The organism is Streptomyces sp. NBC_00287, assembly GCF_036173105.1.
Taxonomy (GTDB): domain Bacteria; phylum Actinomycetota; class Actinomycetes; order Streptomycetales; family Streptomycetaceae; genus Streptomyces.
Genome location: NZ_CP108053.1, coordinates 7,893,846 through 7,915,154, shown reverse-complemented (window position 1 = coordinate 7,915,154; position 21,309 = coordinate 7,893,846). Strand labels below are relative to the sequence as shown.

The following is a 21,309-nucleotide window of genomic DNA, read 5'->3' as shown; positions in this document are numbered from 1 at the left end:
GTCACCCCTCTTGCCTGTGCGGCCTTGACGCGGCGCCCCGATCCTGCTGCCCCGATGCAAGCGGTGTCAACTATCGTGGCATTTCATGCCGGTTGACGGCTGAAATTGGCCACAGTTGTGGCGAGACCTGGATGCGAGTTCGAACCACCCGCTACTCTCCGGGAAGTTCACGGCGCGTACTGCTGGTGAGAAGTCGGTGAGAGACGTAGGAGTTCTGTCGGTGACGGGTGGCTTCGAGAGTCCGGGCGCCACGGGGACGGCGGCACTGCCGGCCGTCGTCGTCCGCGTGACCGCGCTCGCCGACCGGCTGGGCGTGCCGCACACCGAGGTCTTCGCCACCGGTCGGCTGTCCGTCGCCTCCGGTGTCCCCGAGCCCGTGGTCAAGGCGCTGCTCAGCGGCCGCCCCGCGGGCGAACCCGACGTACAGGCCCGCTTTCTGCAGCGCCTGGACCTGCTGCGGCGCACCCGGCTGAAGCCCAACGGCCGCAAGTACACCCAGCAGGAGATCGCCGACGGCGCGGGCATGTCACGGCAGCAGGCGGGCGCCCTGATCAACGGCGACCGGCGCCCCACGATGGAGCACTGCGACGCCATCCAGCGCTTCTTCAGAGTGCACGCGGGCTTCCTCACCGCGGAGGACCCCGAGGCGCTCGCGGGCGCCCTCCAGCGCACGGAACAGGAGCTCCTCCAGCAGCTCGCCGAGCGGGAGGCGGCCGCCGCGGCCGAGGACCCGCTGGAGCGGCTGCTGCAGGACCACGGGGTGCGCGGGATCGCCTGGCGGGCCGCGCAACTGCCCACCGACCAGCATCGCGACAAGGTCGCCGAATGGCTGGACATGCTCCTGGAAAGCGTCAAGCGGCCCGAGTCGTGACCCGGGGGAGAACTGTGGGCATCCGTAGGGACATGCACCGCCTGTGCGGCGAACTGGTCGGCGAGCTGGAGCTCCCCGCTCCGGCGCACCCGGCGGACCTGTACGGCGCGCTGTGCGAGGCGATGGCCAGACGCCGAGGCCGCCCGGTCCGCTTCCGTACGGCCGCCTTCCCGCCCGGCACCGCGAGCGGGCTGTGGCTCGACATGGCCGACCAGGACCTCGTCGTCATCGAGGAACGCACCGCCCCCGACCATCAGTTGGTGATCCTCGGTCACGAGTTGTGGCACATGAAGGCCGGGCACCACGGCCATCACATCGACGGCGCGGCGGTGGCGGCGCGGCTGCTGCAGGACGACGCCCAGCTGGAGGCGACGGTACGGCAGGTGGCGGCGCGCAGCCGCTTCGATCTGACCGACGAGCAGGAGGCCGAGAGCTTCGGGCTGCTGCTGGCCAGCAAGTGCCGTACCTGGCTCGCGGGTTCGTCGCTGCGGGGGCCGGTCCAGAAGGACCATCTGGCCGGCCGGATCGAGGCGTCGCTGGGGTACCGGGGGCCGCAGGGCTGAGCCCCTCCTGGGCTGCGCTGAGTGGGCGAACCGGCGAGTGGCCCGACCCGATTGTCAGTGGTGGACGGCAAGCTGGTGGTGCGCCCTCATTTGCGGGGCGGGAGACGACGCCGACTTTGGGGAGAGCCGACCGATGCCCACCGCCGTACTGACCGACCGCGAACGCATCGCCGTGCAGGCGTATCTACGGCTGCTGCACACCGTGCGGGCCGCCTTCGATGCCGCCGGAGGCCCGCCCGGTGAGGCACGACCACCCGTGGTGCCGCCCAGCGTGCTCGCGGAGGCGGAGCGGGCGCTGGCGGATGCCGGGCTCACGGGCAATGAGGAGGAGTTCTTCCGGCTCTTGCAGAGCTGGTTCCCCGAGCCGTGACGCCTGTCAGCTGTGCGGCACGGTGACCGCCGTGGCGACCAGACCGCGCTCGACGCTCCAGCGGCCCTCGAAGACGCCGACGCGCCGGCCGCCGACCAGGGGTCCCGGTACGAGGAGCGTGGCGCTGAAGCCGCCGCCGGTCCGTCCGTCCGCGTCGGCGAAGAGGTCGATGTCGGCCTCGGTGAACTCCAGCCACTTGCCGGTGAGGGGGAACCACGCCTTGTAGACGGACTCCTTGGCGCTGAACAGTAGCCGGTCCCAGCGGATGTCGGGCCGTTCGTACGACAGCCTGCGCACCCGCTGGGCCTCACCGGGCAGGGAGACGGCGGCCAGCACCCCGTCCGGGAGCGGTGCGTTGGGTTCGGCGTCGATGCCGAGGGAGGCCAGGTCGGCGGCGCGGACCAGGGCGGCGGCGCAGTAGCCGTCGCAGTGGGTCATGCTGCCGGTCAGACCCTCGGGCCAGCGCGGTGCGCCCCGGTGGCCGGGCACGAGCGGCTGCGGCTGCACCCCGAGCTTCTCCATGGCCCGGCGAGCGCAGACGCGTACGGCGGCGAACTCACGGCGGCGCTTGTCCACCGCCTGCGCGACGACGGCCGCCTCCTCGGGGTACAGCAGCGCGGGCCCGGCGTCCTCCTCACCGTACGACTCCACGGTCACCACCGAGTCCGGCAGCAGCTCCTCGATCACGGGGCCCCGACCTCCCTGGGCAGTATGCGGCGCAGCCGTCCCGGCGGTTCCGGGCGCTTGCGCCACTCGCGCGGGTAGCCCACCGACACCTCCTCGAAGCGGACGCCGTCGTGCCAGGTGGTCCGCGGGATGTGCAGGTGGCCGTAGACCATGGTCTCCACCCGGAACCTGCGGTGCCAGTCCGCGGTGAGGTCGGTGCCGCACCACATGGCGAACTCGGGGTGCCAGAGGATCTCCATGGGGTGCCGGTCGAGCGGGTAGTGGTTGATCAGGACCGTGGGCAGCTCGTCGGGGATCGCGGCGAGGCGGCGCTCGGTCTCGGCGACCCGGGCCCGGCACCAGGCCTCGCGGGAGGGGTAGGGGTCGGGGTGCAGCAGGTATTCGTCGTTGCAGACGATGCCGGTGCCCTGTGCGTACTGCAGGCCCTGTTCCTTGGTCGCGCAGCCCTTGGGCAGGAAGGAGTAGTCGTACAGCAGGAACAGCGGGGCGACGGCGACGGGGCCGCCGACGCCGTCCCAGACGAGGTAGGGGTCCTCCGGGGTGGTCACGCCGAGTTCCCGGCACAGGGCGATCAGATACTCGTAGCGGGCGACGCCACGCAGGGTGACGGGGTCGCGCGGGTGGGTCCACAGCTCATGGTTGCCCGGGGCCCAGATGACCTTCTTGAAACGACCGGAAAGCGTTTGCAAGGCCCATCGGATGTCGGCCACGGTCTCCGCGACGTCACCGGCGACCACCAGCCAGTCGTCATCGGTCTCCGGGCGCATCTTCTCGACTAAGGCGCGGTTCTCTTCGTAGCCGATGTGCAGGTCACTGATGGCCAGCAGCTGTCCGGCACCGCCGACCGTCGACGCCACCTCTTGTCCCCCTCCGCACGTGGAAACCACCACCAGAACACATTCACGGTTACGGTACAAGGCGGGTTCGCGCCCACGGCGTGCGTGTCGGACAACCGAGCGCGGTGGCTCATGATCCACCCGTGCATGATCGGAAAATCCGTAACACGGACGTTGCACGCGGGGCCCCGGCAAAGCCGTATGATCGCCCCAACACCACCGCCATGAACTTCCCTTCGCACGGGGCGGTTTGGTGTCCCTCCAACCACCTTGGCCGGGCCCGGCCTGCTTCGCCGTGCCCGCGAACCGTGAAAGGCGGCCTGCATGGTCTCTCGCGTACGCGTCTGGCTCAACCGCACGTACGCGGAGAACGTGTTCTTCATGGATCAGCTGCGGCGAAATCCCAGCGACCGGGCCGTCGAGATCCATGCGACGCACGGCGACGCCGACTCCCCCGTACTGGCCGCCGCCGACACCGCCGATCTGGAGCCGGAGGGTCTGTCCCCGGCCGCGTACGTCGAGTACGCCCTCGACCAGTGCGCGCGACGCGGGATCGATGTGTTCGTGCCGCGGCTGCACCAGTCGGCGGTCGTCGCGCACCGCGCGGAGTTCGAGGCGGTCGGTACGGCGCTGCTGGCGCCGCCGCCGGAGGCGGTGGCCGTCTTCCACGACAAGGTGATCGCGTACGAGGCCGTGCAGGCGATCGGGGTGCCGGTGCCGCCGTGGTGGCGGGTGCGCAGCGCCGAGGAGTTGGTCGCCGCGGTCGAGGAGCTGGAGGCGGGCGGGCACAAGCCGTGCTTCAAGCCGGCGTCCGGGGCAGGCGGGGTGGGCTTCCGCGTGATCACCCGCGCCCCCTTCTCACTCATGCATCTCAACGGCTTCCCGGGCCCGTACGTACCGCTGGATCTGGTGCTGGACGCTCTCGCGGAGGCCGAGGAAGAGGTCGACTGGCTGGTCATGCCGCGCCTCGAACAGCCGGAGGTGTCGGTGGACTGTCTCACCGGCCCCGACAACCGGATCCGGATGGCGGTGGGCCGCACGAAGAACGGCCGCCGACGGGGGTTCACGCTGCACGAGCAGTGGCTGGAGCCGGCGCGGGCGATCGCGGAGGGGTTCGGGCTGCACTATCTGTCCAACATCCAGTTCCGGATGTTCGGGGACCGGCCGGTGCTGATGGATGTCAACACGCGTCCGGCGGGCGGGCTGCATCAGCTGTCGCTGTGCGGGGTCAACGCCCCTTGGGCGGCAGTGCAGTTGGCGCTCGGCGAGGACCCGGGCGAGATCGCGCCGCCGTTCCTCGGGCAGGACTACACGGTCGTCTCCGGCCCTCGGCCGCTGCGTTCGGTGTCGCTGCCCCAGCAGCGGGTGGAGGAGCACCAGCAGTCCCTTCCGGCCGTGCCCGCCCCCGTCAACTCCGTTGAGGTGAGGGCGAGTCAGGCTCTGCCGCTGTAAAAGCTCACCGGTATGGACCAATTGACGCACAGCTCCTTGACAGGTTCGTTGGTCCATACCAATTTGGGTTGCGCACCCTTCTTCTGCACCACCTCCCGAACCACCCCCATTCCTTCAGGGAGTTCGCGTGCGCACCTCACTGTTCAGACGTTCCAGACGTCGGCTTCTCGCCCTGCTCGGCGCCGCCGCCCTCGCGGTCGGCGGTGCCGTGGCCCTTCCCGGTACGGCCCATGCGGCCAACATCCTCTCCAACCCCGGCTTCGAGTCGGGCGCCCTCTCTCCTTGGTCCTGCACCGGCAACCTCGGCTCGGTGGTCTCCTCGCCCGTGCACGGCGGCACCAAAGCCCTTGCGGGCGCGGTGAGTTCGAGCGACATCGCCAAGTGCAGCCAGACCGTGCGCGTCCAGCCCAACACCGCGTACTCGCTCAGCGGCTGGGTGCGCGGCAGCTATGTGTACCTCGGCGTGGACGGCGGCGCCTCCACCTGGACCACGTCGCCATCGGCGTACAGCAGGCTCAGCGTGTCGTTCACGACGGGCGCCGCGCAGACCTCGGCCACCGTCTACACGCACGGCTGGTACGCGCAGGGCACCTACCACGCCGACGACATCAGCCTCGACGGCCCGGGCGGCGGCTCGGACACCCAGGCCCCGACGGCACCCTCGAACCTCCGCTCCACCGGCAAGACGTCCTCCAGCGTCTCGCTGGCGTGGAACGCCTCGACGGACAACGTGGGCGTCACCTCGTACGACATCTACCGGGGCTCGAGCCAGGTGCTCAGCGTCTCCGGTACGAGCGCCACGGTGAGCGGGCTCTCGCCCAGTACGGCCTACACCTTCACCGTGCGGGCGCGGGACGCGGCCGGGAACGCCTCGGCGGCCTCCAACTCCGTGTCCGTCACCACCGACCCAGGCACCCCGGGCACCGGGTTCAAGCAGGCCGCGCCCTATCTGTACCTGGGCTGGGGCGATCCGCCGAGCGCGACCTCGGTGATGAGCGCGACCGGCATCAAATGGTTCACGATGGCGTTCATCCTGGCCTCCGGCGGCTGCAACCCCGTCTGGGACCAGGGCCGTCCGCTCACCGGCGGTGTCGACCAGTCCACGATCAACTCGATCCGCGCGGCGGGCGGTGACATCGTCCCGTCGATCGGCGGCTGGAGCGGCAACAAGCTCGGGCCCAACTGCTCCACGGCGGAGGCGCTGGCCGGGGCCTACCAGCGGGTGATCGACGCCTACGGGCTGAAGGCCATCGACGTCGACATCGAGAACACCGACGAGTTCGAGAACGCGGTGGTGCAGGATCGCATTCTCAACGCCCTGAAGATCGTCAAGGCCAACAACCCGGGCCTGCGCACGATCATCACCTTCGGTACGACGACCACGGGCCCGAACTACTGGGGCAACCGGCTCATCGACCAGGCCAGGGCGCTGAACGCCAATATCGATGTGTTCACGATCATGCCGTTCGACTTCGGCGGCGGCGCCGACATGTACGGCAACACCGTGAACGCGACGGAGGGGCTGAAGAACAAGCTGAAGTCCACCTTCGGGTGGGACGACGCCACGGCCTACGCCCATATCGGGATCTCCGGCATGAACGGGCTCAGCGATCAGCAGGAGCTCACCTCGCCGGCCACCTGGACGCAGATCCGTGACTGGGCGAACTCCCATCACATCGCCCGGCTCGCCTTCTGGTCGGTCAACCGCGACCGGCCGTGCCCGGGCGGGGGCGTCGTGAGCCACTGCTCCGGCATCAGCCAGAGCAACTGGCAGTTCACGTCCATCACGGCCGGCTTCACCGGCTGACGCAAGACAGGCGTGGGGGTATCCCCACCGGGTCCTAGACCTCGTACCCCCACGCCCTCGCGATCTCCTTGAGACGCGGCGGCAGTTCGACGGCCGGGTCGGCGGTGCGGGCGGCCTGGATGCGGCCCGACTTGATGGTGCTGCTCCAGTCGCCGAGCTGCGGGCGGAACTTGCCGTGGTCCTTGCTGCCGTAGTCGAGCATGCCGCTCTCCCACTCGACGCCGAGGTACTCGCAGATGGCGCGGGTGGCCTTCTCCGGTTCCGCGGTGAGCTCCTCGTACGTCACCACATGGGCGTCCAGCGTCCGGCGCGCCTCCTCCAGCTTCTCGGAGTAGTTCAGCACCTCCGCCAGGATCTCCTCGTGGTCGGGGTCCTTGCGGCGGTCGGTCAGGGAGGCGATGATCGCGCCCGGGTGACGCAGCAGCAGGATGTAGCGGGCGTCCGGCCAACATCGGTGCAGCCGGGGCCAGATGAGGGTGTTCGGCGGCGTCTTGTCGACGATGAGGTCCTTGCCGCTGCGGGTGAGTTCAAGGTGCATCACCCGGTCCCACAGCAGGTGTTCCAGCTCGATCCTGTCCAGCTCCAGCGCCTTCATGGCGTCCGCGGTGAAGCTGCGGGCCAGCTGGACATGGACCGTGCGCAGATGCATCTCGTGCGGGGCGCGGATCCGGCTGTGGCTGTTCAGCAGCACCCGCAGCAGGGTCGATCCCGAGCGCACCGAGGAGAGCACGAACACCGGGGAGTCCACCAGGCGCGGGGCGCGCGGAGCGACGTACGACGGCTCCTTGGGCTGGGCCTCGGCCCGGGGCGCGGGAATGGCGTCCAGCGTGCGGCGCGGCGGGCTCACCGCCTGAATCATCAGCCTGCCCCGACGCCTGAGCCCCTTGCCGATCACAGACTTGCGCGAGTCTCGCACCGTCACACCTCTCTCTTACTCCTGCCTCCGCATCCCAGAGGCAGAAGGCAAACTCCAGGTGTCCGCAAGGCAAAGCGCCATGGTCACGGAGGGCCCGATTCCGGGTGCGACCAGGCGCTTTGCCGGTTCCTTAAATCTTCCTGGGAGTTTCCGCACAACCTGTGCACGATCAGAAGCGTCCGGACCCCCGGTACAGCTCCAGCTCCCCCTCCAGCTCGACGGCGAGGACCGTGGCGTACGGGTCGAGGTCCGCCGCGGCGGGCGGGTCGATCCACAGCACGCCCGGCGCCTCGTGCAGTCCGCCGATGACCCGGTGGGGCAGTTCCCGTCCGCTGCCGAGGACCGTGACCCGGCGCGCCTTGCTGACCAGTCCGCGTACCCCGATCTCGGCGCGCGGGATGTCGAACAGGGTCAGATACAGGGTGCGCCGGTCCGCCGAGAGGGTGCTCGGCCCGTAGTGGTGCCCGGCGGGCAGCCCGCGCGCGGTGCCGTACACGGCGTCCGCGTGCCGCCCGATCCAGTCGCCGAGCCCTTCCAGACGCTCCACCTGTTCGGCCGGGATGGTGCCGTCCTCGCGCGGACCGACGTCGAGGAGGAGATTGCCGCCTCCCCCGATCGTCTCGGTGAAGTAGCGGACCAGCTGGCCGAGCGATTTGTGGTTGTGGTCGTGGTGCTGGAAACCCCAGGAGTCGTTGATCGTCAGACAGAGCTCCCAGGGGCCGTCCGGCGGGATCACCGGAGCGCCCTGCTCGGGGGTCGCGTAGTCGCCCTCGCTCAGCATGCGGGCGTTGAAGACGACGTCCGGCACCTCGGAGCGGATCAGCGCGGCCAGTTCGGGGATGCGCCACTGCTCCTCGCTGCGCTCCCACTCCCCGTCGAACCACATCAGGTCGGGCTGGTAGCGGGAGGTGAGCTCGCGGATCTGGCCGTCCCGGTAGGCGAGATACCGCTCCCAGGCCGCCAGGTCCTCGAACTCGGCGGCGACCTCCGAGTAGCGGTTGTCCTCCTGCTCCGGCGGCCGGCCCGGCTTGCGCGTGGAGGCGTAGTCGGGGTGACTCCAGTCGGAATGCGAGTAGTACAGGCCGACCTTCAGGCCCTCCTCGCGCAGCGCGTCGGCGTAACCGGCGATCAGGTCGCGGCCCACGTTCAGGTCGCCGTGGGCGGTGTCCCACAGGGCGACTCCGTCGTGGTGGCGGCTGGTCAGCACGGCGTAACGGGCGCCGGCGCGGGCGAAGAGCCTCGCCCACGCGCGCGGGTCGTACCGCTCGGCGGTGAAGCGGTCGAGCTGGGAGAGGTACCGGTCGTGGGGCACGTGGTCGTCGTAGAACGACCAGGACTCCTGGACGCCGTCGACGGCGTAGATCCCCCAGTGGACGAAGATCCCCAGCTTGGCGTCGGTGAACCAGGGCTGTATCGGCACTCGTCAGCTCCTCGCCAGACGCAGGGTCAGGATCTGGAACGGGCGCAGTTCGACGCGTACGGCGCCGTCGTTGAGCTCCGCCTCCGACAGGGGGCGTTCGAGCAGATCGGTGACCTGGGCGCCGGTCAGCGGGAAGCCGGGGCGCAGGACGCCCTGGGCGCGGCCGCCGCGGGACTCGTAGAGCCGTACGACGACATCGCCGGACCGGTCGTCGGCGAGCTTGACCGCCTCGATCGTCACGCCCTCGCCGTCCACGGAGACCACGGGCTCGGGCGCACCCGCCGCGTCCGCCACGCGCAGCGGCAGGTTGAGGGCGTAGCCCTCGGCGACGGCGTCCTCGATGGACGCGCCGGGGAGCAGCGCGTACGTGAACCGGTGCTTGCCCTGGTCGGCCTCGGGGTCGGGCACGCGCGGGGCGCGGACCAGGCTGAGGCGGACCGTGGTGGTCGTACCGCCGTCCTCGCGGACCGTGCGGGAGATGTCATGGCCGTAGGTGGAGTCGTTGATGACGGCGACGCCGTAGCCAGGCTCGCCGATGTGCACCCACCGGTGGCCGGAGACCTCGAAACGGGCCGCCTCCCAGGTGGTGTTGGTGTGCGTGGGCCGCTGGATGTGGCCGTACGCGATCTCGGCTGAGGAGTGCGGGGCCCGGATGTCGATCGGGAAGCCCGCCTTGAGGAACTTCTCCGCCTCGTGCCAGTCGATCTCGGTCTCGAAGTCGATCCGGGGGCTGTCGGCGCGCAGGGTGATGGTCTGGGTGATCTTCGAGCCCTTGCCGAAGGACCGCACGACCCGGATCGCGCCGAGCAGCGGATCCCGCTCGACGACCGTGATCTCCGAGGCGTCCAGCAGATCCGTGTAGCGGTTCTTGTAGTGCTTGTCGACGTCCCAGGCGTCCCAGTAGTTGGGCAGGTCGGTGTGGAGGCGGAGCAAGTTGCCCTTGCCGGCGAGGACTTCACGCCCCGCGCGCCGGTCGTATACGGAGGACAGGGTGCCGTCCTCGGCCAGCTCGACGCGGACGATGCCGTTGTCCAGGGCGCGGTCCTCGACGATGACGAGGTCGTTCGGGGAGGCGTCGGAGACGGGGGCGCTTGCCCCGGCCGACACCTCCACGAAGCGGATCTCGCCGTCGCGCACCACCTCGCGCCGCCCGAACGGGCTGGTGTTGAAGACCCGCGTCTCCCCCGCCCCCAGCGCACCGACCGCCTCGGCCGTCAGCGCCTCCAACTCCCCTGCCACCCTGGCGTATTCGGCCTCCGCCTCCCGATGCACCCAAGCAATCGAGGACCCCGGCAGGATGTCGTGGAACTGGTGCAACAGCACCGTCTTCCACAGCCGGTCCAACTGCTCGTACGGGTACACATAGCCCGGCGCGTGCAACGCGGCCGTCGTCGCCCACAACTCCGCCTCGCGGAGCTTGTGTTCGCTGCGCCGGTTGCCCTGCTTGGTGCGGGCCTGGGTGGTGTAGGTGGCGCGGTGCAGCTCCAGATAGAGCTCGCCGACCCAGACCGGGGCGTCGGGGTACTCCTCGCGGGCCTTGGCGAAGAAGGCGTCGGGGTGCTCGATCTCGACCCTGGGCGAGCCTTCCAAGTCCTTGAGACGCCTTGCCCGTTCCATGATCTCGCGGGTGGGGCCGCCCCCGCCGTCGCCCCAGCCGAAGGGGGCCAGGGACCGGGTGGCGCCGCCCTTCTCCTGGTAGTTGCGGACCGCGCGGGCCATCTCCACGCCGCTGAAGCGGGCGTTGTAGGTGTCGACGGGCGGGAAGTGGGTGAAGATGCGGGTGCCGTCGATGCCCTCCCACCAGAAGGTGTGGTGGGGGAACTTGTTGGTCTGGTTCCAGGAGATCTTCTGGGTGAGGAACCACTCGTTGCCCGCGAGCTTGGCGAGCTGCGGGTAGGCCGCGTTGTAGCCGAAGGAGTCCGGCAGCCACACGCCCTTGGTCTCGATGCCGAAGTGCTCGATGAAGAACCGCTTGCCGTGGATGAACTGCCGGGCGACCGCCTCGCCGCCGGGCAGATTGCCGTCGGCCTCCACCCACATGCCGCCGACCGGCGCCCACTGCCCCTTCTTCACCGACTCCTGGATACGCGCCCACACCTTCGGGTAGTTGTCGCGCACCCACTCGTACTGCTGGGCCTGCGAGCAGGCGAAGACGAAGTCGTCGTACTCCTCGGCGAGCGCGGTGACATTGGAGAAGGTCCGGGACGTCTTGCGCTTGGTCTCGCGGATGGGCCAGAGCCAGGCGGAGTCGATGTGCGCGTGGCCGACGCCGGAGACGATGTGGGCGCTGGCGTGGGCGGGCTTGGACAGTACGGGCTTGAGGGCCTCGCGGACCGCGGCCGCCGAGCCGGAGATGTCGTCCAGGTCGAGCAGGTCCATCGCCCGGTCCAGGGCGTGCATGATCTCGTGCCGGCGCGGGTCGTGCTCGCCGAGCTCCAGCATCAGTTCGCGCAGCACCTGGATGTCCAGGTCGAGATGGAAGACCTCCTCGTCGAGGACGGCGAGGTCGGCGCGCTTGAAGGTGTAGAGCGGCCTGTCGCCGGCGGTCAGGACGTCGCCGAGCGGGGTCGGGCCCGCGAAGTCATTGGCGAGGATGTCCGGGTTGGAGGCCGCCTCGACCAGGTAGTCGATCTGCTCGCCGCCGGTCGCCGGGTTGGCGATCGGGACGTACTGGTTGAGGGGGTTGACCGCCTTGAGCGGGGTGCCGTCGGTGAGGTGGACCAGCGCCTCGGCCTGGTTTCCGGGCCAGTCCCCCACGAAGCCGAGGTCGATGACCGCCTCGACGCGCCTGCCCGCCCACTCGGCGGGGACCTGTCCGCGCATCCGGAACCAGGTCGTGCCCCAGGGCGGGCCCCAGGGGGTGTCCATCGCGAAGGGAGCGTAGGAGGCTGCCGCCGCCTCCTCGAAGGGGACCGGCTCGCCCGGCGCCTGCCAGGCCTCGACCGCGAAGGGAGCAGTGGCCGCGTAGAGGGCGGGCTTGATGCGCTGGTTGTGGAGGCGCTCGACGCGCTCCTCGATCCGTCGGCGTTCGTCGTGCATGAAAGTCTCCAGGGAGCGAGCGGGGGAAAGCGCTTACACAAGGTACGCGAGGCCTGGATGGACCGCGGTGTAGCCCTCGACGAGCCGGCGGGCGACATTCACCGAGTCGACCAGCGGATGCAGGGCGAAGGCCTTCACGGCCGTCGTACGGGAGCCGGACTCGGCGGCGGCGAGGACTTCGCGCTCGACCGCCTTGACCGAGCAGACGAGTCCGGTGGCGTGATCGGGCAGCGGGTCGACGGCGACGGGGTGGGCGCCGTTGGCGTCGACGAGACAGGGGACCTCGATGACGGCGTCGTGGTCGAGGGCGGAGAGGGTGTGCTGGTTGCGCACGTTGAGGATCAGGGTGGTGCGCTCGTCGCGGGCGATGGCCCGCATCAGCGCGAGGGCGACCTTCTCGTACCCGCCGGAGAGGTCGTCGGCGTCGCGCTCGCCGGCGCCCGCGGTCTCCCGGTTCTCGGCCATGTAGGTGGCCTCGCGCTCGGCGCGGGTGCGGTCCCAGGAGGCCAGTGCTTCGGCGTCCGGGTCGGTCATCCGGTCGTAGAACCGCGCCTGTTGGTCGCGCAGGAAGGCGCCGCGGGTCTGCTCGGCCTCCTGGTAGGCGTGTACGGCCTCGCGGTTGAAGTAGTAGTAGTGCAGATACTCGTTCGGGATCGCGCCGAGGGACTGGAGCCAGTCGGGGCCGAAGAGCTTGCCCTCCTCGAAGGAGCCGAGCAGGGCGGGGTCGGCGAGCAGCCGCGGGAGTTCGTCGCGGCCGGCGACGCGCAGGCCGCGGACCCAGCCGAGGTGGTTGAGGCCGACGTAGTCGATCCATGCCTCCGCCGGGTTCTTCACGCCAAGGACTCGGGCGATACGACGGCCGAGGCCGACCGGTGAGTCGCAGATGCCGATGACGCGGTTGCCGAGGTGGCGGGACATGGCCTCGGTGACCAGGCCGGCGGGGTTGGTGAAGTTGATGACCCAGGCGTCGGGGGCGAGCCGGGCCACGCGCCGGGCGATGTCGACGGCGACGGGCACGGTCCGCAGGCCGTATGCAATACCACCTGCGCCCACCGTCTCCTGTCCGAGGACACCCTCGGCGAGGGCCACCCGCTCGTCGTTCGCGCGGCCCTCCAGACCGCCGACGCGGATCGCGGAGAACACGAAGTCGGCGCCGCGCAGCGCCTCGTCGAGGTCGGTGGTGGCGGTCACCTCGGGCGCGTCGGGGACCTGGGCAGCCTGTTCGGCCAGTACCCGGGTCACTGCGCCGAGCCGCTGCGGATCCAGGTCGTGCAGGACGACCTCGGTCACCCGCCCCTCGCCACGGTCGCCGAGCAGCGCCCCGTACACGAGCGGCACCCGGAATCCGCCGCCGCCCAGAATCGTCAGCTTCACGCTTGCACCCTTCCTGCCATGACCACGTCCACGTCGGCCTCCTCCAGGGCGGACCGGGTCGCCGTGTCCACGGGAGCGTTCGTCACCACCACGTCCAGGTCCTCGGGACCGCAGACCTTCGCCATACCCGTACCCGGGAACTTCGCCGAGTCCGCCAGCAGGACGACCTTGTCGCTCGCCGCGATCATGGCCCGCTTGACCGGCACCTCGACCACCGTCGTGTCCATCACCTGCCCGCCCGGGCGCACTCCGCTGGTGCCGAGGAAGAGCCAGTCGGCGTGCAGCTGGCGCAGATTGTCCTCGGTGAGGAAGCCGACCAGTGAGCGGTACTCGCGGCGGACCATGCCGCCGAGGATGACGAGCTCGATGCCCTCGTCGTCGGCGAGCTCCTCGTAGACCACCAGATTGCTGGTGATCACCGTGATCCGACGGCCGTGCAGCTGGCGGGCGAGGCGGTAGGCGGTGGTGCCGATGTCGAGCAGCACCGACTGACCGTCCTTGATCATCGCCGCGGCGCGTTCCGCTATGGCGTCCTTCTCGGCCACGCGGACCTCGGCGACCTCCGCGAACGGCTGGTCGCCCTCGTCCACGACCGCGCCGCCGTGGACCCGGGTGAGCAGGCCCTCCTCCTCCAGTTTGAGCAGGTCACGCCGGATGGTGGCCGGGCTCACCCCGAGCTGCTCGGAGAGATCGGTCACGGCCGCGGGACCGCCGGAGCGCAGGGCCCGCAGGATGAGTTGATGTCGTCGTTCTGCCAGCACGGCATGAACACTACTCGTCATCTTCAATCATTTCTATGCTCAGTTCTGCTCGGGTATTGACCAATGTCGTCGAGCGGCGCACGATTCCGGTCACCGAAATGAAGAGTTTTGACGACCTCCCACCGCTTCCGACGAAGGGATGTGCGCGTGGACGACGACAGGCCCGATGTGCTGCTGACCGGGCTGCTCTTCTACGACCTCGTCCTGACCGGTCTCGGCAAGCCGCCGGCGCCCGGCGAGGAGATCTGGACCGAGGGCATGGGCAGCAGCCCCGGCGGCATCGCCAACCTGGCGGTGGCCGCGTCCCGGTTCGGCCTGAAGACCTCCCTGGCCACGGTCTTCGGCGACGACTTCTACGGCACCCACTGCCGTGCCGTCCTCGCCGACCAGGAGGGCATCGACCTCGCGCTCTCACGCACCGCCCCCGGCCGGCCCACCCCGGTCACCGTCTCCCTCGCGTACGGCGCCGACCGCGCCCTCGTCACCCACGGCCAGGAGCCGCCGTACTCACAGGACGCGCTGATGGGCGACCCGCCCGAGGCGCGCACCGCACTCGTGCATCTGGAGGCCGAACCGCGCGAGTGGATCGGCAAGGCGGCCGCGAACGGCACGCTGGTCTACGCCGATGTCGGCTGGGACCCCACCCAGCAGTGGTCGGCGAGCCTGCTCGACCAGCTCTCCCTGTGCCATGCCTTCCTCCCCAACGAGACCGAGGCGATGGCCTACACCCGCACCGACAGCGCCCGCGCGGCGCTCGGCACGCTCGCCGAACTGGTGCCGGTGGCCGTGGTCACGCGCGGCGGCGACGGCTCGATGGCCGTCGACCAGACCACGGGCGAGTTCGCGGAGGTCCCCGCCCTCGACATCGATGTCCTGGACGCGACCGGCGCCGGTGACGTCTTCGGCGCGAGCTTCGTCGCGGCCTCACTCGGCGGCTGGCCGCTGGCGGAGCGGCTGCGGTTCGCGGTGCTGGCGGCCGGTCTGTCCGTGCGGCGGCACGGCGGGGCACTTGCGGCGCCCGGCTGGTACGGCATCCACCACTGGTGGCACTCCCTCGACGATCCCGGACTGCGGCGCTCGTACGGCTTTCTCGCCGACCGGCTGCCGCCGGACCCGGGACCGCCGGTACGGCACGCCCCCGTGACTCCCCCGAACATCCCCCTTGGTACGTGAACCCCGAAAGGCGGTGGGAGCTGTGCGGCTCTCACGAAGAGGCCTGCTGCGCGCGGGCCTGGCCGGTACGGCCGCCACGGCACTCGGCGGTCTGGCGACCGGCTGTGCCGTACCGACCGGGTCGACCGGCCGGAACATGGTGCTGTGGTACTGGAGCGGCGGCCTGAGCGACACGGTCGTCAAGAACGCGAAGGCGCGTTACGACGACGCCGTCACCCTCAAGGCCCAGCAGATCGGCGGCTACTACCGGTCGAAGCTGATCACCACGATGGCCGGACGGGCCCATATCCCCGACATAGCGGGGCTCAAGGGTGAGGACATGGCCTCGTATCTCCCGAACGCCGACCAGTTCGTGGATCTGCGGACGCTCGGCGCGGACAACCTCAAGAGCCAGTATCTGGACTGGAAGTGGGAGCAGGCGGTCGCCCCGGACGGCAGCCTCATCGGGTTCCCGATCGACGTGGGCCCGGTCGTGCACTACTACCAGACCGCCGTCTTCGAGAAGGCCGGGCTGCCGTACGAGCCGGACGACGTGTCGAGGGAACTGGACACATGGGACAAGTTCTTCGCGGCGGGCGAGCAGCTGAAGAAGCGGATCCCGGGGACGTACATCCTGACCGACGTCGGCAGTGTCTTCGAGATGTCGATCGGTCAGGGGACCGCGCGATTCGTCGACAAGGACCGCAACTTCATCGGTGACGGGGCGCATGTGCGCGCGTGCTGGGACCGGGCGGTGGAGGCCAAGCGGCGCGGGATCGTGTCGGACATCGTGACCGGCACGCCCGACTCGATCTCGGCCACGGAGAAGGGGCAGCTGCCCAGTCAGTTGAACGCCTCGTGGGCGGCCGGTGACCTCAAGCTCCAGTACCCGAAGACCGAGGGCGACTGGCGGGTCGCGGGCTGTCCTGGCGGGCCTTCGAACGTCGGCGGCTCATTCCTTGCGATCACCAAGGCGTGCCGGGAGCCCGAGCGGGCCTTCGAGATCATCACCTGGATGCTCAACGCGGACAACCAGGCCCAGGGCTTCGTCGAGGCCGGGCTCTTCCCGTCGACTCCGGCCTCGTACGAGATGGCCAAGCTGCGGGAGCCGGACAAGTTCTTCGGCGGCCAGATCACGATGGATGTCTACGGCCCGGCGGCCGAGAAGATCCCGGTCGCCTACAACAGCCCGTACGACGTCGCGCTCGGACAGCCGATCCGGGACGAGATCAAGAACGTCGGCGTCCTCGGCAAGAACCCGAACAAGGCCTGGAGTGACGCCATGAGCAAGTGCCGGCGTATAGCGGACCACCTGGGGGTGAGCCACTGATGGCCGTCCTCGAGCAGACCCCGCCCGCGGTGGCGCAGCCCGCCCCCATCCGGCCCAAGTCGGGCTTCCGCAAGTACTGGCATCTCTACGCGGCGATCTCTCCCTTCTATCTCCTCTTCCTCGCCTTCGGCCTGATCCCCGTCGGCTTCTCGCTCTATCTCTCCTTCCACCGCTGGGACGGCCTCGGCTCCATGGAGTGGGCGGGCTTGTCGCAGTACCAATACCTGCTGTCCGACAGCGACTTCTGGTCCTCGATCGGCAACACGCTGATCATCTGGGCGCTCGCGACCTTCCCCATGATCTTCCTGGCGATGGTCACGGCCGTCATGCTCAACTCCGCCGTCCGCTTCAAGAACGTCTACCGCTTCGCGTACTTCCTGCCGAACGTCACCTCGATCGTGGCCATCGCGATCGTCTTCGGCTCGATCTTCTCCACCAACTTCGGCCTGATGAACGCCCTGTTGCAGGCCGTCGGCCTGGATCAGGTGGCCTGGCTGAACACTCCGTGGGGCATCAAGGTCGCCATCGCCACCCTGATGACCTGGCAGTGGACCGGCTACAACGCGATCATCTTCCTCGCCGGTCTGCAGACGATCCCCGGCGAGCTGTACGAGGCGGCCCGGGTGGACGGCGCAGGTCCCGTGCAGACCTTCTTCCGGGTCACGCTGCCGCTGCTGCGGCCGACGCTGCTGTTCGTGCTCGTCGTCTCCACGGTCACCGGACTGCAGAGCTTCGCCGAGCCGCAGGTGCTGCTGCAGACCACGGCCAACGAGTCGACGTTCTCGGGCGGTCCCGACCACGCAGGGCGGACCATGGTCCTCTACTTCTTCCAACAGACCTTCGACAACAACGACTTCGGCTACGGCGCCGCCGTGGCGTGGGGCATCTTCCTCGTCGTCGTCATCTTCTCGATCATCAACTGGCGCCTGGTGCAGCGCCGGGGCGAAGAATAGGAAGGCCGGTCACCATGGCATCCATCAAGGGTTCCCGGCGCCGGGGCATCGCCCTCCATGCGGTCCTCGTCATCGGCCTGCTGCTGTCGGCCTTCCCGTTCTACTGGGCCGTGATCATGTCGACGCACACGTCGACCGAGATCTTCTCCTATCCGCCGAAGCTGCTGCCGGGCTCGCACTTCCTGGAGAACGTCCGCAGTCTCTTCGACAACATCGACTTCTTCGGGTCGATGTTCAACTCGCTGCTGGTCGCGACCTCGGTCACCTTTCTGGTGCTGTTCTTCGACTCGCTGGCCGCGTTCGTCTTCGCCAAGTTCCGGTTCCCGGGGCGGCGGCTGCTCTTCGCGCTGATGATGGCGATCTTCATGGTGCCGGCGCAGCTGGCCGCCATCCCGCAGTTCGTCATCATGGCCAAGCTCGGCTGGATCGGCTCCATGACCGCGCTGATCGTCCCCGCGGCGGCCAACGCGTTCGGCATCTTCTGGATGCGCCAGTACATGAAGAGCGCCATCCACGACGAGCTGCTGGACGCCGCCAAGCTGGACGGCGCCAACTTCCTGCGCCAGTACTGGCATGTGGCGCTCCCGGTGGTCCGGCCGGGGCTCGCCTTCCTCGGCATCTTCACGTTCATGGGCCAGTGGAACGACTACGCCTGGCCGCTGATCGCCCTGACCAACCCGGACAATGTGACCTTGCAGGTTGCCCTCTCCCAGCTCAACGGCACCCACGGCACGACGGACTACGGCATGGTGATGACCGGCGCGCTCCTCGCCCTCGTCCCACTGCTGATCGTCTTCGCCATCGGCGCCCGGCAGATCATCGGCGACCTCGCCAAGGGGGCCGTGCGCGGATGAACGCCCTGCTGGCGCTCCGCCCCTGGGAGACACCCGAGGTGACCTCCTGGGGGCGGCTTCCGATGTCCGCGGTCGACCGGCGGGCCGGTGCCATGTCACTCGACGGCGAGTGGCGCTTTCAGCTGCTGCCGTCGCCGGACGCGAGCCTGAGCGACCTCTGGTCCTCCACGTACGTCCCCGGCGCCTGGACCCTCCAGGACACCGGTGACCTCCCGCAGTACACGAACGTCCGTATGCCGTTCGCCGAGTACCCGCCGTCGTCGCCGTCCGAGAACCCGACGGGTGTCTACGAGCGTGAGGTGGACGTGCCCGCCGAATGGGCCGGGCGGCGGATCGTGCTCCAGGTCGGCGCGGCGGAGAGCGTGCTGCTGGTGGAGGTGGACGGGCGGCCGGTGGGGATCTCGAAGGACTCCCATCTGGCGGCCGAGTTCGAGCTGACCCCTCTCGTGCGTCCCGGCTCGCCCGCGACCGTGCGGCTCACCGTCGTCAAGTGGTCCGACGCCTCGCACATCGAGGACCAGGACCAGTGGTGGCACGGCGGGATCACGCGGTCGGTGCTGTTGTACGCGACGGATCCGCTGTATCTGGCGGATGTGACCGTGCGCTCTCGGGCCGACGGTGAGCTGCGCGTCGACTGCCAGGTGCGCCATGGCGGCGGTGCGCTGCCCGACGGGTGGTATGTCACAGGCCACCTGGACGGCTGCGAGCCGCTCACCCAGGACCCCGAGTTCGACCGGCTCAACGCCGAGGACGAGCGCGTCTCCGACTTCCTCGGCGAGGCGCGGATCCTCGCCACCGTCCCCGAGGTCCGCAGCTGGACCGCCGAGACCCCCGAGCTGTACGACCTCACGGTCCGCCTCCACCGCCCCGACGGAACGGTCGCCGACACCTCGCACCACCGCATCGGTTTCCGTGACGTCGAGATCATCGGCCGGGACCTGCTCGTCAACGGCGAGCGGATCTACATCCGGGGCGTGAACCGGCACGACTTCCATCCACTGACCGGCCGGACAGTGTCGTACCACGACATGCGCGCCGACCTCGTCCTGCTCAAGCGCTTCGGCTTCAACGCGATCCGCACCGCGCACTACCCGAACGACCCGGCGCTGTACGACCTCGCGGACGAGCTGGGTTTCTACGTCGTCGACGAGGCGGACATCGAGTCGCACGACCACGCCCATGAGATCGCCGACGACCCGCGCTATCTGAACGCCTTCGTGGACCGGGTCTCGCGGATGGTGCTGCGGGACAAGAACCACCCCTCGATCATCATCTGGTCGCTGGGCAACGAGTCCGACTACGGGGCGAACCACGACGCGGCGGCGGGCTGGGTGCGCCGGCACGATCCGACGCGGCCGATCCAGTACGAGGGGGCGGCCAAGCTCGACTGGGCGGCGACGGACGACGCCTCGGACCTCGCCTGCCCGATGTACGCGCCGATCGAGGACTGTGTCGCGCACGCGCTCTCCGGGGAGCAGACGCGACCGCTGATCCAGTGCGAGTACTCGCACGCCATGGGCAACAGCAATGGCACGCTGGCCGACCACTGGGCCGCCATCGAGTCAACGCCGGGTCTTCAGGGTGGCTTCATCTGGGAGTTCTGGGACCACGGAATTCTGCAGCACGTGACAGACGGCAGACCCGCCGGGCGCTCCGGCGCCGGGCTGTACGACAACGGTGTCGCCGCGCCCGGCTATCGCTGGGCGTACGGCGGCGACTTCGGCGAGACGGTCCACGACGGCGCGTTCATCGCCGACGGGATCGTCTTCCCCGACCGCACGCCCAAGCCCGTGATGTACGAACACCGGGAGATCGCGGCGCCGGTGCTATTGCAGTCCTACCGGCATGAGGGTCTGGTGGTGCAGAACCACCAGTGCTTCCGGGGCCTGGACTGGCTGGCCGCTCGCTGGGAGCTGACGCTGGCGGACGGCCGTACCCTGACCGCTCCCGCCGAGCTGCCGGATCTCCGGCCCGGCGAGACGGCGGCGGTGCCGCTGCCGTTCGCGCTGCCCGAGGACGGTGGCGAAGCCTGGGTCACGCTACGGGTGACCACGAAGGACGACGAGCCGTGGGGGCCGCGTGGCACCGAGGTGTGCGCGCCCCAACTGCGGCTGCGGGCGGCGGCGCCGACTCCACGGGACGCGACCGTCACGAGCGGTCCGCCCGTCGAGGTCGACGCCGAGGGCCTGCTGGTCCATCCGCTCCTGACCGCCGCCCCCACCCTGTCCCTCTGGCGCGCGCCCACCGACAACGACGAGCTCGGTGGCATGGCACCGCGCTGGCGGACCTGGGGTCTCGACGCACTGGTCCGCAAGGTGGTGGCGGTACACGAGGACGACGGACGAGTAACGGTGCACGCGGAGTACGCGGGCACGGTCGGCGTCGTCCGCCATGTGCAGAGGTTCACTCCCGTCGAGGGCGGTGTCCGGATCGAGGAGTCCGCCGAGCTGCCCGAGGCCTTCGCCGACGTGGCCCGCGTGGGCTCGGTCTTCGAGACGGTACCGGGGCTCGACCTGCTGGAATGGTTCGGGCAGGGCCCCTGGGAGTCGTACCCGGACCGCAGCGCGGGAGCTCCGGTCGGGCACCATCGGGTGCCGGTGGACGAGCTGTTCACCCCCTATCTGCGCCCGCAGGAAAGCGGCGGCCGGCACGGTGTACGGCACTTCACGCTGTCGGCGCCGGACGCCACGGGTCTCGCGGTACGGCTCGACGAGCCCCGGCAGATCTCGGTCACCCGATACCGCGCCACCGACCTCACCGCCGCCGCCCACCATGACGAGCTGATCCCGCGGTCCGGGTGCGTGGTGCACATCGACGCGGCTCACCGGGGACTGGGCACCGCCTCGTGCGGCCCGGACACCTCGGCCTCCTATCTGATCCCCACGGGCATCCACCGCTGGACCTGGACCCTGCGCGCCCTCTGA

17 protein-coding genes are annotated in these 21,309 nt (G+C 69.7%); 10 read left to right on the top strand and 7 right to left on the bottom strand.

All coding sequences use genetic code 11. The features are described from left to right. The first annotated feature begins 220 nt into the window (after nucleotides 1-220). The 3 genes from OHT76_RS35865 to OHT76_RS35855 all read left to right on the top strand — a co-directional run bounded on the left by OHT76_RS35865 (nucleotide 221) and on the right by OHT76_RS35855 (nucleotide 1,804). The gene (locus OHT76_RS35865; protein ID WP_328875022.1) at nucleotides 221-871 is read left to right on the top strand and encodes a helix-turn-helix domain-containing protein; all 651 of its coding nucleotides are present in this window, start codon (nucleotides 221-223) and stop codon (nucleotides 869-871) included. Nucleotides 872-903: 32 nt separating this feature from the next. Next, nucleotides 904-1,434: a toxin-antitoxin system, toxin component gene (locus tag OHT76_RS35860; protein WP_328876710.1), complete on the top strand. Its 531-nt coding sequence runs from the start codon at nucleotides 904-906 to the stop codon at nucleotides 1,432-1,434. Between the two features lie 133 nt (nucleotides 1,435-1,567). Further along, nucleotides 1,568-1,804 carry a hypothetical protein gene (locus OHT76_RS35855; protein ID WP_328875021.1) on the top strand — a complete coding sequence of 79 codons (237 nt, stop codon included), beginning with the start codon at nucleotides 1,568-1,570 and terminating at the stop codon, nucleotides 1,802-1,804. A 6-nt stretch (nucleotides 1,805-1,810) separates the two neighbouring features. Here the strand turns inward: OHT76_RS35855 and OHT76_RS35850 are convergent, their stop codons facing one another. Beyond that, nucleotides 1,811-2,491 carry a 4'-phosphopantetheinyl transferase family protein gene (locus OHT76_RS35850; protein WP_328875020.1) on the bottom strand — a complete coding sequence of 227 codons (681 nt, stop codon included), beginning with the start codon at nucleotides 2,489-2,491 and terminating at the stop codon, nucleotides 1,811-1,813. Beyond that, complete coding sequence (locus OHT76_RS35845; protein WP_328875019.1) at nucleotides 2,488-3,348, bottom strand: metallophosphoesterase family protein; 861 nt, start codon at nucleotides 3,346-3,348, stop codon at nucleotides 2,488-2,490. The genes OHT76_RS35850 and OHT76_RS35845 overlap by 4 nt, the downstream gene beginning before the upstream one ends. A gap of 303 nt (nucleotides 3,349-3,651) precedes the next feature. Between OHT76_RS35845 and OHT76_RS35840 the strand changes: the two genes are divergently transcribed. Continuing rightward, nucleotides 3,652-4,779, top strand: coding sequence for an ATP-grasp domain-containing protein (locus tag OHT76_RS35840; RefSeq protein WP_328875018.1), 1,128 nt, complete (start codon nucleotides 3,652-3,654; stop codon nucleotides 4,777-4,779). Nucleotides 4,780-4,906: 127 nt separating this feature from the next. Further along, entirely contained in the window at nucleotides 4,907-6,586 is a 1,680-nt protein-coding gene (locus OHT76_RS35835) for a carbohydrate binding domain-containing protein (RefSeq protein ID WP_328875017.1), read from the top strand. Nucleotides 6,587-6,620: 34 nt separating this feature from the next. On the opposite strand, the gene OHT76_RS35830 is transcribed toward OHT76_RS35835, so the two are convergent. The 5 genes from OHT76_RS35830 to OHT76_RS35810 all read right to left on the bottom strand — a co-directional run bounded on the left by OHT76_RS35830 (nucleotide 6,621) and on the right by OHT76_RS35810 (nucleotide 14,096). Then, entirely contained in the window at nucleotides 6,621-7,502 is an 882-nt protein-coding gene (locus OHT76_RS35830; RefSeq protein WP_443049876.1) for a sulfotransferase family protein, read from the bottom strand. Between the two features lie 169 nt (nucleotides 7,503-7,671). After that, on the bottom strand, nucleotides 7,672-8,922 hold the full coding sequence (locus tag OHT76_RS35825; protein WP_328875015.1) for an alpha-L-fucosidase: 1,251 nt from the start codon (nucleotides 8,920-8,922) through the stop codon (nucleotides 7,672-7,674). A gap of 3 nt (nucleotides 8,923-8,925) precedes the next feature. Next, the gene (locus tag OHT76_RS35820; RefSeq protein WP_328875014.1) at nucleotides 8,926-11,961 is read right to left on the bottom strand and encodes an alpha-mannosidase; all 3,036 of its coding nucleotides are present in this window, start codon (nucleotides 11,959-11,961) and stop codon (nucleotides 8,926-8,928) included. A gap of 33 nt (nucleotides 11,962-11,994) precedes the next feature. Further along, the gene (locus tag OHT76_RS35815) at nucleotides 11,995-13,335 is read right to left on the bottom strand and encodes a 6-phospho-beta-glucosidase (RefSeq protein WP_328875013.1); all 1,341 of its coding nucleotides are present in this window, start codon (nucleotides 13,333-13,335) and stop codon (nucleotides 11,995-11,997) included. Continuing rightward, entirely contained in the window at nucleotides 13,332-14,096 is a 765-nt protein-coding gene (locus tag OHT76_RS35810; protein ID WP_328875012.1) for a DeoR/GlpR family DNA-binding transcription regulator, read from the bottom strand. Before OHT76_RS35810 ends, OHT76_RS35815 begins: the two co-directional genes overlap by 4 nt. Before the next feature lie 147 nt (nucleotides 14,097-14,243). Here OHT76_RS35810 and OHT76_RS35805 point away from each other — a divergent pair, with 147 nt between their 5' ends. From OHT76_RS35805 to OHT76_RS35785, 5 genes are read left to right on the top strand one after another with little or no spacing between them, the layout of a single operon-like run. After that, nucleotides 14,244-15,269, top strand: a complete 1,026-nt coding sequence (locus OHT76_RS35805) for a carbohydrate kinase family protein (protein ID WP_328875011.1) — start codon at nucleotides 14,244-14,246, stop codon at nucleotides 15,267-15,269. Nucleotides 15,270-15,291: 22 nt separating this feature from the next. Then, nucleotides 15,292-16,578 carry an ABC transporter substrate-binding protein gene (locus OHT76_RS35800; protein ID WP_328875010.1) on the top strand — a complete coding sequence of 429 codons (1,287 nt, stop codon included), beginning with the start codon at nucleotides 15,292-15,294 and terminating at the stop codon, nucleotides 16,576-16,578. Then, nucleotides 16,578-17,531: a carbohydrate ABC transporter permease gene (locus OHT76_RS35795; RefSeq protein WP_328875009.1), complete on the top strand. Its 954-nt coding sequence runs from the start codon at nucleotides 16,578-16,580 to the stop codon at nucleotides 17,529-17,531. The genes OHT76_RS35800 and OHT76_RS35795 overlap by 1 nt, the downstream gene beginning before the upstream one ends. Nucleotides 17,532-17,545: 14 nt before the next feature. Then, nucleotides 17,546-18,385, top strand: a complete 840-nt coding sequence (locus OHT76_RS35790) for a carbohydrate ABC transporter permease (protein ID WP_328875008.1) — start codon at nucleotides 17,546-17,548, stop codon at nucleotides 18,383-18,385. Further along, complete coding sequence (locus OHT76_RS35785) at nucleotides 18,382-21,309, top strand: glycoside hydrolase family 2 TIM barrel-domain containing protein (protein ID WP_328875007.1); 2,928 nt, start codon at nucleotides 18,382-18,384, stop codon at nucleotides 21,307-21,309. The genes OHT76_RS35790 and OHT76_RS35785 overlap by 4 nt, the downstream gene beginning before the upstream one ends.